We start from the raw sequence: 15,915 nt of genomic DNA on the forward strand, positions 1-15,915 counted from the left end.
GGTCGGAGCGTACGGCACCCTACCCGTGCGTCACATAGCGACTGGGGGTCGCATGAGAATCCCGTGACCCACCTGTATCCCAACGCAGTTACCGACATGCCGTCGGTACCTGGTCGGTATCGAATCGTGCCCTGGATGTCCGGGACGCGCGCGAACCCGGAAACTCCGGTGTTCCCTTTCGACCGCATCTAATCTGGACCGGACACAGGACGACCGCATCCGCAGTTTCCGGCGGTGCGGGCGCCCCACGGCAGTCGGCGGCGAGCGGCGAACAAGTGAGGCGGGCCGGTGGAGGGTTCGGGTAGACCACGCTGGGACGGCGATGTGCGTGCGGCCGTCCGGGTGTACGGGGGGTGGCTGGTCGTCCTGGTCGGCGCGATCCTGTGCGCGGTCGGGTGGTACGGCGTGTCGGGCGAGAAGTACGAGGCGCGCCAGATCCCGTACCTGGCGTCGGCGACGATTCCGGGTGCCGCGCTGATCGTCGCGGGCGCGGTGCTGATCGCGGCGCGGATGCGCGGCGCGGGTGGCGCCGGGGGCGACGAGGCGCTGCGGCGGCAGGTGGCCGAGCTGCATGCGCTGGTCCTGGAGCCTGCGGACCGCCCGCTGCCCGCGGACGCAGCGGTGCCGGGGGCGGGTTCCGGAGTGAGCGCGGGATCGGCGGCCGGGCCGGCGGACGCGGCGGCGACTGCGGATGCCGATCCCGCGGGCCCGTGGGTGTCGCTGCCGGCCGGGGCGCGGTACCACCGCCCCGACTGCGAGCTGGTGCGCGGCAAGGCCGGGGTGTTCGCGCTGGATGCCGCGCGGGCCGCGGAGTTGGATCTGCGGGCGTGTGCGCTGTGCGATCCGGCGGGCGGTCCGGCGGAGGCCGCGGACGCTGCGGACGGCGGCGCGGGTATCAGTGCGGACGGCGGTGCGGTCGGCGGCGACGGCAGTGGTGCGGGCGATGCGGGTGCCGCGCGCCGGGCCGCGGCCGGTTCGGCCGACTGACGCGATGCTGACCATCGACCTCGCCCTCGCCGGGCTGGCCGTCGGGGCGATCGCCGCGCTGGCCGCGGTGGGGCTGATCACGTCGTACCGGGCGACCGGGGTGTTCAACCTGGGCTTCGGTGCGCTGGCGATGGTCATCGCGTACCTGCTGTGGCAGCAAGTACGCGTGTGGGGCTGGCCGGTGGTGCCGGCCGCGCTGTTCGACGTGCTGGTGGTGGCGCCCGCGTTCGGGCTGCTCCTGGAGCGGTTCGTGTTCCGCGGCCTGATGCGGCGCGGGGCGGGGCCGGCGGAGATGCTGGCGGCGTCGCTGGGCGTGCTGGTGATGCTGCTGGGCATCGCGATCCTGACGTGGGGCACCGAGTCGCGGCTCGACCCGCCGACGCTGTTCGACGTGGGCACGGTCGAGTTGTGGGGCGATGCCACGGTGTCCGGGGCGGCGCTGGTCGACCTGGGGGTGGTGGTCGGGATCGCGCTGCTGGTCGGCGCGGTGACCCGGTACACGTCGTTCGGGGCGGACCTGCGCGCGGTGGTGGACCGGCGCGAACTGGCCGAGCTGACCGGGGTGGCCGCGGACCGGGTGTCGGCGGTGGGCTGGGCGTTCGGGTCGATGCTGGCCGGGTTGACCGGGATTCTGCTGGCCCCGCATCTGCGTCTGGACCCGTTCGGTCTGACGCTGCTGGTGCTGGGGACCATCGGCGTCGCGGTGGCGGCGCGGCTGGCGAGCCTGCCGGTGGCGATCCTGGTCGCGGTGGCGATCGGGGTGGGGCAGAGCGAGCTGACGCGCGTGCAACTGGAGGGCCGCGCGCAGGAGATGCTGCAGGCGCTGCAGTCGAACCTGTTCGCGGTCGTGCTGCTGCTGGCGCTGCTCCTGCTGCCGCGCATGGTGGAGGTGGGTGCGCGCGGTGCGCAGACGCGGATCGAGACGGGTACTCCGGCGCGGCTCCCTGCGCTGTGGTGGCTGCCGTACCCGCTGCTGCTGGCGGCGCCGCTCGTGCTGAGCACGGACCATCTGCAGTCGGCGCAGCAAGTACCGGCGCTGGCCATCGTGTTCGTCTCGCTGGTGATCGTGACCGGGTACGCCGGGCAGGTGTCGCTGGGGCAGGCCGGGTATGCGGGCCTGGGTGCGCTGATCGCGGCGTCGCTGATGAGCGGGCAGTTCTTCGGGTTGCCGGAGGTGCCGGGGCTGGTGGCGCTGCTGCTGGCGACGCTTCTGGTGATCCCGATCGGGCTGGTGACGGGGTGGCCGGCGATCCGGCGGCGGGGTCTGGCGCTTGCGCTGACGACGTTCGCGGTGGCGGTGGTGGTGAGCCGGTTCGTGTTCGCCCAGCCGATGTTCACGACCGAGCTGCGGCTCGACCATCCGTACCCGTTCGACGATGAACGCTCTTTCTACATCCTGGAGTTGGTCTGCCTCGGCCTGGTGCTGCTGACGGTGCGGCGGCTGAAGGACGGGCGGCTGGGGCGGATGCTGGTGGCGATCCGGGACAACGAGGGCGGGGCGGCGGCGTCGGGTATCGACGTGCCGGGGCTGAAGGTCTTCGTGTTCGCGGTGAGTGCGGGCGTGGCCGCGCTGGGCGGGGCGCTGCTGGGGATGTCCGGGCGTTCGTTCGACGCGCAGGCGTTCGATCCGATCGCGGGGTTGATCTGGTTCGCCGCGGTGGTGGTGTTCGGGGTGGACAGCGTGGCGGGCGCGGTGCTGGCGGCGGCGCTGATCGTGGGGCTGGACGCGGGCACCCGGCCGGGTGTGTCGACGATCGTGATCGGCGTCGGGGCGGTGCTGCTGTCCCGGATGCCGGGCGGCGCGCTGGCGACGGCGCGCCGGCTGCTGCTGTCCGGGTCCGCCCCGGCTGCGGACGGCACACGACCGGATCTGCTGAGCGGCGTGCCTGCGCTGCGCCTCACTCCGGCGGGGCGCGCCCTGCGCGCCCGGGTGCCGCGCGACGCAGCCTCGCGGTCACCGCAGCCGCCGCAGCCGCCGTCGTCGTCGCGGTCGCGGTCGCGGTCGCCGCAGCCGTCGCGTCCTGAGGCGGGTGCGAAGTGAGCATGAAGTCCGTGTTCCGGCGTACGTCCCGTCCTGCGGCGCGGCCCCGCGCGCCCCGCTTGGCGTTGGAGGCGTCCGGTCTGGTGCGGCATTTCGGCGGGCTGCGGGCGGTGGACGGGGTGAGTCTGACGGTCCCGCCCGGCGAGGTGACGGCGGTGATCGGGCCGAACGGGGCGGGCAAGAGCACGTTGTTCCATTGCCTGGCCGGGGCGCAGCGCCCGGACGAGGGCCGGATCCGGCTGGGCGACCGGGACATCACGCGGCTGCCGGACCATCGGCGTGCGCGGCTGGGCATGGCCCGGACGTTCCAGGTGGTGTCGGTGTTCCCGAGTCTCTCGGTGGCCGACAACCTGCGGGTGGGTGCGGAGAACCACGCGGGTGCCAGTGCGACGGCGCGGCTGCTCGGCCTGCCCGATCCGGCCCGCGGCCGCACCCGCGAGGCCGTCGAACAGGCTTTGGCGTCGGTCGACTTGACCGAGCTGCGGGACGTCCCGTGCGGGCAGCTGCCCACCGGGACGCTGCGGCTGGTCGAGTTGGCCCGGGCGCTGGCGGCCGGGCCGTCGGTGCTGCTGCTGGACGAGCCGGCCAGCGGTCTGGACGATGCGGAGACCGCGCGGATGCGGGCGCTGCTGCGGCGGCTGGCCGACGAGGGGCTTGCGGTGCTGCTGGTCGAGCACGACATGGAGCTGGTGTTCGGGGTGTCCGACACGGTGTACGTGATGGCGGCGGGGCGGGTGGTGGCGTCCGGTCCGCCCGCGCAGGTGCGCGAGGATGCGGCGGCCCGGGCGGCCTATCTCGACCCGGTGACCGGCACTCCCGAGGACGGCCGCTGATGCCCGTCTCCCTGGCTTTGCGCGGGGTCCGCGTCCGCTACGGCCCGGTCGAGGCGCTGCACGGCGTCGACCTGGCGTTCCCGGCGGGTGCGGTGACCGCGCTGCTGGGCCGCAACGGCGCGGGCCGGTCGACGGTGCTGCGCACGCTGGCGGGGCTGCTGTCCCCGGCGGCGGGGCGCGTCGAGTGGGACGGCCGCGACGTCACCGGCTGGACCGCGTCCGAGCGGGCCCGCGACGGCATGGCGCTGATCCCGGACGGGCACGGGGTCTTCGCGGGGCTGCCGGTCCGCGACAACCTGCTCGTCTTCGCCGGCGGGAACCCGGTCGACCCGGCGCTCGACGCTTTCCCGGTGCTGCGCAAGCGCCTCGGGCAGCAGGCCGGGACGCTGTCCGGCGGCGAGCAGCAGATGCTGGCCGTGTCCCGGGCGCTGCTGCGGCCCTCGCGCGTCCTGCTCCTCGACGAACTGAGCCAGGGGCTGGCTCCGCGTGTCGTGGCGCAGTTGTACGACGTGGTCGGGCAGCTTGCCGCGGGCGGGCAGCGCACGGTCGTCCTGGTCGAGCAGTACGCGGGCGAGGCGCTGCGCCGCGCGGACGTGGCGTACGTTCTCCGCCGCGGCCGGGTCGCGTTCGCCGGCGAGCCGGGCGAGTTGCTGTCCGACGGCCACGTGGCGCTGTTCGACTGAGCCGCGGGCGGAGGTGTGCCTGCCGCCGAGGGTGCGCCCTCGGCGGGAGGGACGGGAAGGGAGTTGCCGTCAGGTCGCCGTCGCTGCCGCCCCGTCCCGGATCGTGCCGCGCAGGACCACGGCGTGCGGGGCCAGGAGTGCGGTGACGTCCTCGCGGGGGTCGGTTTCGCAGACGACGAAGTCCGCGGGGGCGCCTTCCTCCAGGCCGGGGTGGCCGAGCCACTTGCGGGCGGACCAGGTGGCCGCGGACAGTGCGTCGGCGACGGGGAGTCCGGCGCGGACGAGTTCGCCGACTTCCCGGCCGACCAGGCCGTGGGCGAGGGAGCCGCCGGCGTCGGTGCCGACGTAGATGGGGATGCCGGCGTCGTAGGCGGAGCGGACGGTCTCGTAGCGGCGGGTGTGCAGGGCGCGCATGTGGGCGGCGTATTCGGGGAATTTCGCCGCGGCGGCGTCCGCGATGCCGGGGAAGGTGTCGATGTTGACGAGGGTCGGCACGATCGCGGTGCCGCGGGCGGCGAACTCCGGGATCATGTCCTCGGTCAGGCCGGTGGCGTGTTCGATGCAGTCGATGCCGGCCGCGATCAGGTCGGGCAGCGACTCTTCGGAGAAGCAGTGCGCGGTGACGCGGGCGCCGAGTGCGTGCGCGGCGTCGATGGCTTCTTTGAGCGCCTCGTAGGGCCAGCAGGGCGCGAGGTCGCCGCGGTCGCGGTCGATCCAGTCGCCGACGAGTTTGACCCAGCCGTCGCCGCGGCGGGCTTCCTGCATGACGTACGCGGTGAGGTCGCCGGGCTCGATCTCGTGCGCGTAGTTGCGCAAGTAGCGGCGCGGGCGGGCGAGATGGCGGCCGGCCCGGATGAGCCGCGGGAGGTCTTCGCGGCCGTCGACCCAGCGGGTGTCGGCGGGCGAGCCCGCGTCGCGCAGCAGGAGGGCACCGGCCGCGCGGTCGGTGAGGGCCTGGCGTTCGGCGGTGTCGTGGTCGACGGCGCCGTGCGCGTCGAGGCCGACGTGACAGTGCGCGTCGACGAGGCCGGGCAGGACGTGGCCGCGGACGGTCTCCGTGTCGGCCGCACCGGCGGTGTAGCGGGGGCGGTCGAAGGTGATGCGGCCGTCGAGCACCCAGAGTTCGTCGCGTACCTCGTCGGGTCCGACGAGGACGGGGCCTTGGACGTGCAGCACGCGGGGGCCGGCGCTCGTGCGGTCCGTGCCCTCGGGGCGGTCGGCGCCGCCGGGGACGCCGGGGCTGGCGGGGCTGCCGGGGCCGCCCGTCACGGGATCACCGGCCAGTCTCGGGCGATGACTTCGCCGTGGCCGGGCTTCGTGCGGTCGAGGTAGGCCTGGAAGGACGCGGCTTGTTCGGCGGCCCAGGCGCGCTGCTCGTTGTGCAGGGTCCGGATGTCCATGGCAGCCAGTTTCGGGTACCGGGCGCCGAGTTCCTGGGCGAGGCGCAGGCACGCTTGCGCGTCGGCGTCCGCGGTGTGCGCGTCGGCCAGGGTGACGCCGTAGAAGGCGCTGGTGGCCTCCAGGGTGCGCTTGCCGCGCCGGAACCGGTCCTGCTGCTTGTCGACGATGAGCGGGTCGACGACGGGGCCGAGCACGGGCACGCGGTGCGCGAGCGGCGTGAGGCCGTGGCGTCGGAGTTCGGCCTCCAGGAGGGTGAGGTCGAACACCGCGTTGTAGACCGCGAGCGGGGTGTCGGCGGCCAGGTAGCCGGCGAGGACGGCGGCGATCTCGTCGAGGCATTCGGCGGCGGGCCGCCCGTGTGCGCGGGCGTGCTCGGTGGTGATCCCGTGCACCGCGGTGGCTTCGGCGGGGATCTCGCGGTCGCCGGGGTGGATCAGCCACGTGTGCCGGACGCCGGTGCTGTCGCAGACGGCCGCGGTGACGATGAAGTCGGTGCCGACGTCGATGCCGGACGTCTCGGTGTCGAAGGCGGCCAACGGCCCCTGGTGCCAACCCTCGTGGCCGCCGCGGGCGGGTGCGGCCGGCTTGGGCTCGCAGTCCTTGCAGTAGGTCGTCCAGGCGCCGTCGATGCGGGTCAGCACCCCTTCGCCGGGCGGGACGTACGTCGAACAGGTGGCACAGGCGGCGCCATATCGGTTGGTGGCCACAGGCTGGATACCTCGCTTGTTCGTTGCGTGAGGACGTCGGGACATGTGCGGTTCGCAGTAAGCCGGTTGGCCCCGGAACAGTCCTGCGGACACGACCCAGAGTCAAGTGATCCACACGCTACGCGGTCGCGGCGACGTCCCGGCTCCGCCGCGCAGCCAGGGCCCGCATCAGGGGCCGTTCGGCGGCCGTCCAGAGCGAGCTGGTCACGAGGTAGAGCCCGGCGGCGAGGGGCACCGCGCCGACGGACATGACGAGGGTGAGGGGGAGGTACGGGAGGGCGCGGGTGAAGGCGGGGGGCAGGGCTGCGGGGGCAGGGGCGGGGGCGGCGGCGGTCGGGACGGGCGCGGGTTTGGTGGCGGTGGGGGCTTTGCTGTCGGCCTTGTTGCTGCTTGCCTTGTTGCTGCTGGCCTTGTTGCTGCCGGCTTTGCTGTTGGCCTTGTTGCTGTTGGCCTGGCTGTTGGCATTGCTGTTGGACTTGCTGGTGGCCTTGTTCTTGCCGGAGCCCTTGTTGGCCCCCTTGCCGCTGCTCTTGCCGGCTTCTGCGGCTGCGCTTGCCGCGCTTGCCGCGGAGAGTGCCTGCGCGCGGCGGGTGGTGGCCTTGGCGTTGCGTACGTGGAGGCAGGCTGCGGTGAGCGCGACGGCCAGGACGAGAGCCGCCACGGCGGCGGCAGCGGCGTCCGCGGCTGCGGCGGAGCCGCCAAGTTCGGCGAACGGGTGGGCGGACAGCGGCATCCCGGCGAGCGCGTGGGACAGGATGTCGCCGCTGCCGCGGAAGAGCGAGAACAGCAGGAACAGGAACGGCGCCTGGGCCAGCGCGGGCAGGCAGCCGGCCAGCGGCGAGACGCCCTCGGAGCGGTACATCTCGGCGAGTTCGCGCTGCTGCCGGGCCGGGTCCTTGGCGTGCCGGTGGTTGATGAGCGCGATGCGGGGGCCGAGGCGTTCGCGGCCGAGTTGGGCGCGGGCCTGGATGTAGCCGAGCGGGCTGAGCAGTGCGCGGATGCTCATGGTGAACAGCACGATGGCGGCGGCGACGGACGCGGTGCCGAATGTCGGGTGGAGCAGGTCGGAGAGGTTCGAGACGAGGGTGCCGGCGAGGTCGATCGGTCCGGTGAGGAAGCCGGGTGCGGCGAGGACGGTGTCGGTGGGGATTGCGGCAGGCATGGGTGTTCTCCGGGTGTCGGCGAGACGAGTTCGCGGGTGCGGAACCACTCGTCGGACGACCGGTGCGCAGGGGCTGCGCGGGGCAGGACGGAATAGGCGGCGGCGCGTACCTGGAGACGTCGGTGCTGGTGGCGATGCGGGTGCTGCGATGCCGAAGGCCCATGGAGCCGGAGGGGCCACGAGACCACGAGGCTGCGGAGTCGCAGCCGCGGAGCGGCAGGGCTCAAGGCCGCAGGGCCGCGGAGCCGCAGAGCCGCTGCACGCTTTGGCCGCAGCAGCCAGGCCACGGGTCCGCCGCGCCTGGCGGCAGCAGGGTGGGCATCAGCATCAGCGCATCAGCGCATCAGCGCATCAGCGCATCAGCGCATCAGCACGGAAACGACGATCAGGAGACGCGGGCACGTCCGCACACAGGCACGCGACTGTTGCCTGCGGGGTACGCGCCGAGGCCGGTCAGGCCTGCAGTGCGGTCGTCACGACGTGGCGACCGCGTCCGGGGCCCGGGGCCGGGTGCGTCCCCGGGCGTCCGGGTCGCGGAGCGGGAGGAAGGCGAGGCGCAGCGCGAGGGCGCGCATCGTCAGGGCGCGGACGTACGCGGGGCTGCGGGTGCCGCCGAGGTCTTGGGCGACCCGGACGGCGACCACGAGGGCCAGCGCCGCGAGCAGGGCGGCCAGGGCCAGCCCGAGGATCCCGCCCCCGCCCGCCGACGTGTCGGCGAACGCGGAGCTGTCGGTGAGCGCGGGCAGCATGAGCAGCCGGACGACCTCGGCCGAGATCCAGGCCCAGAGGGCTGCCATGTGCTCACCTCCCCGAGGGATGTAGTGGTGTCGTGCTCCGGACAGCATCACATGCCGCACAACCCCACCGCCAAGCCCACTCGCGACCGGACCGCTCCCGGCTGCCTTCCTCAGTCCGCCCTGATTCGCCTTGCCCCGCTGCCTGACCCGACCTCGGCCAATCCCCACCTGCCCGACTCAGCCCGCCCCGCCCCGACCCGATCCACCCCCGGCTGTACTCCCCAGCCCGCCCTGATTCGCCTTGCCCTGTCCCTGACCGACCTCGGCCCATCCCGGCCTGCCCGACTTAACCCGCCCCGGCCCGACTGGCCCGACCTCGGCCAATCCCGGCCTGACCCGACCTGACCCGCGGCGCCCGGCCGATCCGACCCCAGCCAGCCCGTCCAAGCCCATATCGACCCAGCCCAGCCCAGCCGATCCGAGCTAACCCGACCCGACCGGCCCGACCCGAGCCAGCCCGACCCGACCCGACCCGAGCCAGCCCGGCCCGACCGGCCAGCCCGACCGACCGGCCCGAGCCAGGCCGAGCCGACCAAACCGACCAAACCGACCGACCCGACCCGCCCCCGCCCCCGCCCCGACAACCCCCGGAACTCTTCCCCTCCCCGATTCGTTGTGGATTGCAAGGGATCCACCCTCTTTACCCGCCCCTGACTCCCTTCTCCACTTCCCAAAACCTCCCGCCGCCCCACCGCCGAGCGCCGCCCGCCCCGCCCGCCAACCTCCTCGCGCGAAGCCCTGCCCGCCACGCCCCCCGCGATGCCAGGATGTGCGCGTGCGCGTACTGCTCTCCGACGGTTTCGGCATGACATCGCGGCAGGTCGCCCTCCTGCTCGGCCTCGCCGGCCACGACGTCGACGTCCTCATGCCCGCGGGCCGGCTCCCGCTCCGCCTGCCGCCGTCCATCGGCCGGGTGCATCCGGTGCCGGCGTTCGCCGTCGACCCCTGGGGGTGGCTGGACGCCGCGGAGAAAGTCATGCACGCCGAGGGCCATGACGTCCTGATATCCACCGGCGAGCAGACCGCGGTCCTGTCCCGCGCCGAGTCCGCCTCGTCCGCCCTCGCCGGCCGCGTCGCCGCACCCCGCTTTGCCTCGCTCGAACGCGTGCAGGACAAGGTCTCCGCCGGTGTCACCCTCACCGAGATAGGCCTTCCCCAGCCCGAGGCGTTCGTCGTCAGCACGGCCGAGGCGCTCCGCCAGGTCTCCGACCCCCCGCTGTACGTCAAGCTCCCCCTCGGCATCGGCGGCGCCGGCGTCCACGAGGTGCAGCGCCGCGAGGAACTGCTCCGCCTTGCCGACCGCCTCGAAACCGAGGGCGCATTCGCCGCGGGCGGCCGCGTTCTCGTCCAGCACCGCGCCGAAGGCCGCCTCGTCACCGTCCAGGCGGTGTTCGACAACGGCCGCCTGGTCGCCGCACACACGTACGAGCACACCGCCCCCGGCCACCGCGGCAGCGCAGCCGCCAAGCGCAGCATCGAACTCCCGTACGCCCGGGAGCACATCACGCTCCTCGGCGCGCACATCGGCTGGCACGGCGCTCTCGCGATGGACGGCGTCCTCACCCCGGAGGGCCCGCTCTGGATCGACGTCAACCCGCGCCTCGTCGAACCCGCCAACGCCCAACGCTCCGGCGTCGACCTGCTCGGCGCCCTCATCGGCGTCTCGCTGGGCCAGGCCCCGCCGGCCCTGCCCGCAGGCCGACCGGACGTCCTGACACACCAGTTCGTGCCTGCAGCCTTCGCCGCCGCGGAGCAGGGCCGCCTGGCCGTCCTCCGCGAACTGTGGCGCGCCGCCACCCGCACCGGCATCTACCGCGGCAGCACCGAGGAACTGCTCCCCGCCCGCCAGGAGTCGTACGCGATCCCCTACCTGCTGGGCCTGGCCACCTCGCTCCTGACCGCCCCCGCCCGGGCTCTGACCCGCACCGCCCCACCCGAGGCCACACCCCACGCCCTGACGCCGAACGCCTGGACCCGGATCCGCGCCGGCGCCCCACCCAAGCCGCAGCCCGGTCCCGCACTACCTTGAAACCGTGTCCCCACACCGCGAACTCGAAGTACTGGCAGGGATGTTCCCGCACACCGGCAGCGATTCCCAGGCCGACCTCACGGACCGCATCCGCAATGCCGCGAGGCGCATCACCATGTTCGGCCTGACCCGCAACTTCTACGCGTCCCCCGAAATGCTCGCGCTCTTCGAGGCCAAGGCCGCCGCCGGCATCCCGGTGAGCGTGTACGCGATGGACCCGCATTGCCCGTCGCGCCGCGACCGCTACCGCCTCGAACCCGCGGAAGCCGCACTCGCCGACCCGGACCACTACACGCGGACGATCCTCGACCCGATCACCGAAGCCGCCGAGCGCACACCGCAACTAACCCTGCTTCTCTACGACTTCCCCTGCTCGTTCGCGATGGAGGAGATAGACGACACCATCAGGGTCATGCTGTACGGCCACGGCGTCCGCGGCACCGACGGCCCCATCCTGGCCTTCGGCCCCGGCACGGAATACCACGCCTACTTCGCCGCCCAACTCCGCTGGCTGGAGGGCCTCGCCACCACCTTGACCGCCCGCACCCCGTGGGGCACCGCCCCGCCGACGGTACGTCCGTACCGTCGCATGCTGCACTCCTGACGAGCTGCTGCGGAACGTCGATGCCTGGGTGCTGACTCCCACCGGACGTCGAATAGTCAGGCTTCGGCCAGAAGTTCACCCGATGCCGCAGCCGCAGCCGTCCAGCATTCGCTGGCTCGGCCGTCCGCGTCGAGGCCGTAGGGCAGCATCATCCGGGGAAGCAGGTCGAGGCACTCGATGCCCCGCCTCACCCGATCGCCGACCCCCGCCCGGGCTTCCTCAAGTTGCCCGCGTCCCGCACGCATCAGTTCGAGCATGGCCAACACGAACCCGTCGTCGCGGTTCCCATCGACCGACCGCCGCGCGAATTCCTCCGCCTCGTCCAACCGTCCGGCCCCGGCCAGCAGGCAGGCCAGAACGGCGATCAGAGCATCCGCCTCGTCGTCCCCGACGAGACGGGCAGCCTTCGCGAAATCGCCCGCTCCCGCCACCACAAACGCAAGCAGGGCCCACATGCCATCCTCACTCGGCGCCCTCGCGGCGAGTGCAGCCGCCCGGTCGAAGTCGCCTGCACCGACCGAAAGGACCCCGAGGTATTGCAGTGCTTCGACGCCCGCATCCGGGTCCTGGGCGGCAAGCTCGACTGCCTCGCCGAATTCTGCGGCGCGCGCCGGCAGAAGAGCCAGCAATCCCTGTGCGTCGGCGTCGAGCGCCCGTGCGAACTCGGCAGCTCGGTCGAAGTCGCCGGCCCCAGCCGCCAAATAGGCAAGAACCGTCATCGTCTCGGGCTCCGATTCCTCAGTTTCCGCGATGAGCTCCGCGATGCGACCGAAATCCCCTGTGCCCGCTACCAGTAGTGCAAGCAGGGTCAGGATGTCGTCGTCGGTCAGAGCTTCGTCGTCGCTCGCGGACCCCGTCGATCTGGCCAGCTCACGAGCACGATCGAAGTCCCCCGCGCCGGCTGCCCAGAGGACGGCCACGGCTTGGACCCTGCTGCCGATTTCGTCATGGCGTCGGGCGACTTCGGCGACCGGTTCGAATTCGCCTGCCCCCAGCGCAAGAAACGCCAGGGCGGCCATCATGTCGCCGTCATGCTCGTAGTTGTCCAACGCGAAAGCCTCGAGCAATCTGTGATCGCCGTCCCATTCGTCGAACGCGAACGGTTCGCGCTCTGCCGGTAGGCGAGGTCGTCGAAACGACTCCGTGTCGGTCCGGGGCACAAGTTCGAAGAGCCGGTTCGCCCAGTACAACCGCCAGTGCCGCATCGCAGCGTTCGCCAAGGCCAAGATGTCGTCGGCCTGATCCCCCAGGTGGGCCTCGGCTGCAGCCCAGAACGACTCGGGCGGGAACAGATCCTCTCGGATCTGCCGTCCGTGTTGCTCCAGGTAGTCCTCGAGCCGGTACACCGCAGGACGTCCGCTCACAAGCAGGCCCGGCCCGGAACGCCGGTCGGGACGGTCGGGCCGGTGCCGCACTCTCCGCAGCGGCGACGGCGACGAGCCGCCGAGGACCGGACGAACTGCCGCGGCCAGGGCGTCCTCGAACCAGTGGTCCTCCAGAGCGTCCCACTCCGGCTCAGTGAAGTACCCCTCCGCAGCGGCCTCCAGGAAGGCGCCGGGCACATGAAGGCCCATGCCCATCCGCCTGGCATCCACCGCAGCGTCCAGGATCGCCCGGGTCCCTGGCGACGCGCTCTTGTAGGTGGCGAGCAACTCCGGCGCCCCGGCAAGGCCCTGCGTGATGCGGTTCTCGTGGCGATGGTCCAGCACATGCGCAAGCTGGGCATCACCCCGCGCGGCAAGTTCCCGTGCCGCGCCCAGTGCCGCCTCGTCGAAGACATCGGGGACGTGCAGGACGTTGTACGCCTTGAGGAGAGCACGCACTCGCGTGTGGGGGTCCGGAGCACCCGGCCCTGGAACGGTCTTGTAGCGGTCCGCGTATTCGGGCCACAACGTCCCGAGGACAAGTACTGGGCCCGGCCCGAGCAGCAGCGTGTGGAGCCTGCTCGCTATGCGCTCCCCGTACGCGTCGTGGCCCAGATAGTGCTGGGCTTCGTTGAGCCACACCACCGTCTTGGGGGCTACGCGCGGGATGTCGGCGTACGCCGCGTCCGCACGGGTGGGGTCGAACGGGTGCCACAGCCGCCAGCCGTGCACGGCCAGCGATTGCACGGCTTCCCAGCAGGCCCGGGTCTTGCCCGTGGCCGAGGTGCCCACCAGCACTGCCATGCCGCTGCGGCCGGCGATGGCTCCCTCGACGACCTCGGCGAGTTCCCTGTCGTGCTCGCGGAACACGTACGCGGGCAACGTGCTCTCCGGTGCATCAGGCAGCGCAGAGCCGTCGCGCGGCCGGGGTGGGCGGACCGCGCGATGCAGTTCGAGCTTGACCGGGTCCCAGCTGTCGATGGGGCTTCCCAAGACCGCGTGCCCCGAGGAACCCTGCACCCCGTCAACCTCGTTCATGCTGCCCCCGACTCGGCCGTCCGCACGGCGACGGCGCGCCCGCCACCCGCCGCCCGCGCCAAACGCCAAACGCCATGATGGCACCGGCCTGGACGCCACGCTTCCCGAACCGGCCCACCGACGAACGTCCTTCGTTCCGCCCTCCCCTGACCGACGTCCGGCCTGGCCAACGTCCGGCCGGACATGGTCAAGTGGCTTCCCGAAACCCGGCGGCGACGCCAAGCCCGTTCCGACCTGGAGGACTTCGTGGATTCGGATGTAGTCGTCGGCCTCATCACCGCCGGATCGACGCTTACCGGTGTCGTGCTCACCGGGCTGTTCATGCTGGGTGCCGCAGGCCGCCAGGCCGCGGCCGCCAAGAGCCAGGCCGACGCCGCGTGGGCAGCAGGCTCCAAGCAGGCCGACGCAGCCTGGGCGGCCGGCAAGTCGCAGGCCGATGCCGCCTGGCTGGCCGGGATGATGCAGGCGCAGGCCCAACTCGAAGTCAGCCGGACGACCGCCCATGAACAAGCCTTGGCCGCCGAACGCGCGGCCCGGCGCACGATCTACGCCACCTGGCTCATGCTCACCGAGGCCGCCCGTACCGCCCAGCAGGAACGCAACCGGGCGCTGGGCACGCCGCAAGGCTCGGCGGCCGCGCAGGCCTTTGCCGCGGCGATGACCACGGCGCGCGAATCACTCGGTTCGGTACGCCTCGAAGGTCCGGACGCGGTGTCCGCCGCCGCGGTCGACCTCTTGCAGGCGCTGACCGCGGCGACGGCCGCCGACCCTTACCCCGCCGCCCTCGCCCGCTTCCTCACCGAAAGCCAGGCGGCCCTGCACATCCCTCCGCCGTAACGGGCGACCGCTGCGCCGGACAGCCGGCGCGCTAGGAGCGGTTGGGCACGAGCACAGGCGGCGACGAACTGAACTCCACTGCGATGACCAGGCCTTCGAACCCCGCCAGGTTGGCCGGGTCGGCGAAGTAGACCTGCGCTGCCGCCACATCGTCCACGCCCAGGTTGAGGGCCGAGCATCCGCTGCCCGTCCAGGCGCGGGAGATCACGAAAGGCAGCGAGCGGGCGGCCAGGGCGTCCATCACATCTCCCGTCAACTGGCGGCACCGCGACGTCGTGAACATGCTTCGCGTGAAAGTGACGAGCCCGGGTGCGATCGGCGAGGTCCGCTGCTGCAGTGCGGCGAGGAACTCCCCCTGGCGCCCGATGTCGGTCAGGTAGACGGTGAGCGAGCACTTGCAGTCGTCGACCTTCATGCCGCCGTAGATGTCGCCATATTCGTCTTGGCCGAGGTGCAGGACTGCCTCGCTCAGATAGTGAAGTCCCTCCGGGTCGGGTCCGACAGCCACCTTGGACGGCCCGCCCGATGGTGTGCCGGGCGGCCGCGCGGTGCCCGGTGCCGCGGTCTGATGGCCGGAACCGCCCACGCGGTCCATCAGGAAGACCGGCACGGCCACCGCCGCCACGACCGCCAGCAGCACTCCGGACGTCGTCGCGGCGAAGCGCCGGCGCCGCGCGCGGCGGGCGACGTCGTCCTGCATCTTCTGCCGGTCCAGGGAGCCGGGCGGACCGCTTTGTTCTGCCAGTTCTTCGAGCGCGCTGCGCAGTTTCCGGTCGTCGAGGCCGGCGTCGTACGCCGAGTCCGTCATCGCGCGTCCCCCTTCGCGATTCCCGTACGCTCCCCGGCCGGGACGTCCCAGCGCCGCGCCAACACCCTCCGGGCATCGTGGAGTTGGCTCTTGACGGTGCCTTCTCCGCAGCCCAGCAGCGCGGCTATTTCGTCGACGGGGAGATCCTCGTAGTAGCGGAGCACGACACATGCCCGCTGGCGCGGCGCCAGCGCGGCCAGGACTTCGGCAAGCGCCACGCGTTCGACGATTTCGCCGGAGCGGTCCATGACTTCGTCGCGGGCGGACACCCACGGGAGAAGCCGGCCCCAGCGGACCGTGCGGCGGGCCTCGTCCACGACGATGTTGACGATCACGCGGCGCACGTACTTCTCCAGTTCCTGCGGATCGGTCGGCATCCGCCGGGACAGGACGCGGGTGAGGGCTTCCTGCACCAGATCGTCGGCCCCGTGGCTGCTGCCGCACAGCAGGTACGCGTATCTCTTCAGCGCCTTGCTTCTGGCTGTGACGAGCGCATCTATCGCCGGCCACCGCCGGTCTGCCTGTCTGTCCACCGGCCTGTCCCCCGTCTCGGCGCCCCGCCGTCGTGCCGTCACCCGGGACAACGAACAACACGGGCGGGACGTTGGGTGGCGCACCGAAGAA

General features: G+C 72.5%; 14 protein-coding genes. 7 read left to right on the top strand and 7 right to left on the bottom strand.

The window, feature by feature from the left end; genetic code table 11:
* The first annotated feature begins 324 nt into the window (after positions 1–324).
* From LZ495_RS38075 to LZ495_RS38090, 4 genes are read left to right on the top strand one after another with little or no spacing between them, the layout of a single operon-like run.
* A complete protein-coding gene (locus tag LZ495_RS38075) occupies positions 325–987 on the top strand; it encodes a hypothetical protein (protein ID WP_235057764.1) in 663 nt (220 codons plus the stop codon).
* 4 nt (positions 988–991) lie between these two features.
* Positions 992–3,028 (top strand): ABC transporter permease, encoded by a 2,037-nt coding sequence (locus tag LZ495_RS38080; RefSeq protein WP_235057765.1) that lies wholly within the window; start codon positions 992–994, stop codon positions 3,026–3,028.
* A 2-nt stretch (positions 3,029–3,030) separates the two neighbouring features.
* A complete protein-coding gene (locus LZ495_RS38085; protein ID WP_235057766.1) occupies positions 3,031–3,861 on the top strand; it encodes an ABC transporter ATP-binding protein in 831 nt (276 codons plus the stop codon).
* Entirely contained in the window at positions 3,861–4,544 is a 684-nt protein-coding gene (locus LZ495_RS38090) for an ABC transporter ATP-binding protein (RefSeq protein WP_235057767.1), read from the top strand. Before LZ495_RS38085 ends, LZ495_RS38090 begins: the two co-directional genes overlap by 1 nt.
* Before the next feature lie 69 nt (positions 4,545–4,613).
* Here LZ495_RS38090 and LZ495_RS38095 read toward each other — a convergent pair whose 3' ends face one another.
* The 4 genes from LZ495_RS38095 to LZ495_RS38110 all read right to left on the bottom strand — a co-directional run bounded on the left by LZ495_RS38095 (position 4,614) and on the right by LZ495_RS38110 (position 8,611).
* Positions 4,614–5,720, bottom strand: coding sequence for an amidohydrolase family protein (locus LZ495_RS38095; RefSeq protein ID WP_235057819.1), 1,107 nt, complete (start codon positions 5,718–5,720; stop codon positions 4,614–4,616).
* A gap of 89 nt (positions 5,721–5,809) precedes the next feature.
* Positions 5,810–6,652: an exonuclease domain-containing protein gene (locus tag LZ495_RS38100; RefSeq protein WP_235057768.1), complete on the bottom strand. Its 843-nt coding sequence runs from the start codon at positions 6,650–6,652 to the stop codon at positions 5,810–5,812.
* Positions 6,653–6,770: 118 nt separating this feature from the next.
* Complete coding sequence (locus LZ495_RS38105; RefSeq protein WP_235057769.1) at positions 6,771–7,814, bottom strand: YidC/Oxa1 family membrane protein insertase; 1,044 nt, start codon at positions 7,812–7,814, stop codon at positions 6,771–6,773.
* A gap of 473 nt (positions 7,815–8,287) precedes the next feature.
* A complete protein-coding gene (locus LZ495_RS38110; protein ID WP_235057770.1) occupies positions 8,288–8,611 on the bottom strand; it encodes a DUF6412 domain-containing protein in 324 nt (107 codons plus the stop codon).
* Positions 8,612–9,416: 805 nt separating this feature from the next.
* Between LZ495_RS38110 and LZ495_RS38115 the strand changes: the two genes are divergently transcribed.
* Positions 9,417–10,640 (top strand): ATP-grasp domain-containing protein, encoded by a 1,224-nt coding sequence (locus tag LZ495_RS38115; protein ID WP_235057771.1) that lies wholly within the window; start codon positions 9,417–9,419, stop codon positions 10,638–10,640.
* Between the two features lie 4 nt (positions 10,641–10,644).
* A complete protein-coding gene (locus tag LZ495_RS38120; protein WP_235057772.1) occupies positions 10,645–11,244 on the top strand; it encodes a hypothetical protein in 600 nt (199 codons plus the stop codon).
* Positions 11,245–11,300: 56 nt separating this feature from the next.
* Here LZ495_RS38120 and LZ495_RS38125 read toward each other — a convergent pair whose 3' ends face one another.
* Complete coding sequence (locus tag LZ495_RS38125) at positions 11,301–13,646, bottom strand: transcriptional regulator (protein WP_235057773.1); 2,346 nt, start codon at positions 13,644–13,646, stop codon at positions 11,301–11,303.
* A 246-nt stretch (positions 13,647–13,892) separates the two neighbouring features.
* Between LZ495_RS38125 and LZ495_RS38130 the strand changes: the two genes are divergently transcribed.
* Complete coding sequence (locus LZ495_RS38130) at positions 13,893–14,483, top strand: hypothetical protein (RefSeq protein ID WP_235057774.1); 591 nt, start codon at positions 13,893–13,895, stop codon at positions 14,481–14,483.
* 31 nt (positions 14,484–14,514) lie between these two features.
* Here LZ495_RS38130 and LZ495_RS38135 read toward each other — a convergent pair whose 3' ends face one another.
* Both LZ495_RS38135 and LZ495_RS38140 read right to left on the bottom strand, forming a co-directional pair.
* Positions 14,515–15,291 carry a hypothetical protein gene (locus LZ495_RS38135; RefSeq protein ID WP_235057775.1) on the bottom strand — a complete coding sequence of 259 codons (777 nt, stop codon included), beginning with the start codon at positions 15,289–15,291 and terminating at the stop codon, positions 14,515–14,517.
* A complete protein-coding gene (locus LZ495_RS38140) occupies positions 15,288–15,824 on the bottom strand; it encodes a sigma-70 family RNA polymerase sigma factor (RefSeq protein WP_235057776.1) in 537 nt (178 codons plus the stop codon). Before LZ495_RS38140 ends, LZ495_RS38135 begins: the two co-directional genes overlap by 4 nt.
* Between the last annotated feature and the right edge of the window lie 91 nt (positions 15,825–15,915).

The sequence above is a fragment of the Yinghuangia soli genome (assembly GCF_021502675.1).
In the GTDB taxonomy this organism is placed as follows: domain Bacteria; phylum Actinomycetota; class Actinomycetes; order Streptomycetales; family Streptomycetaceae; genus Yinghuangia; species Yinghuangia soli.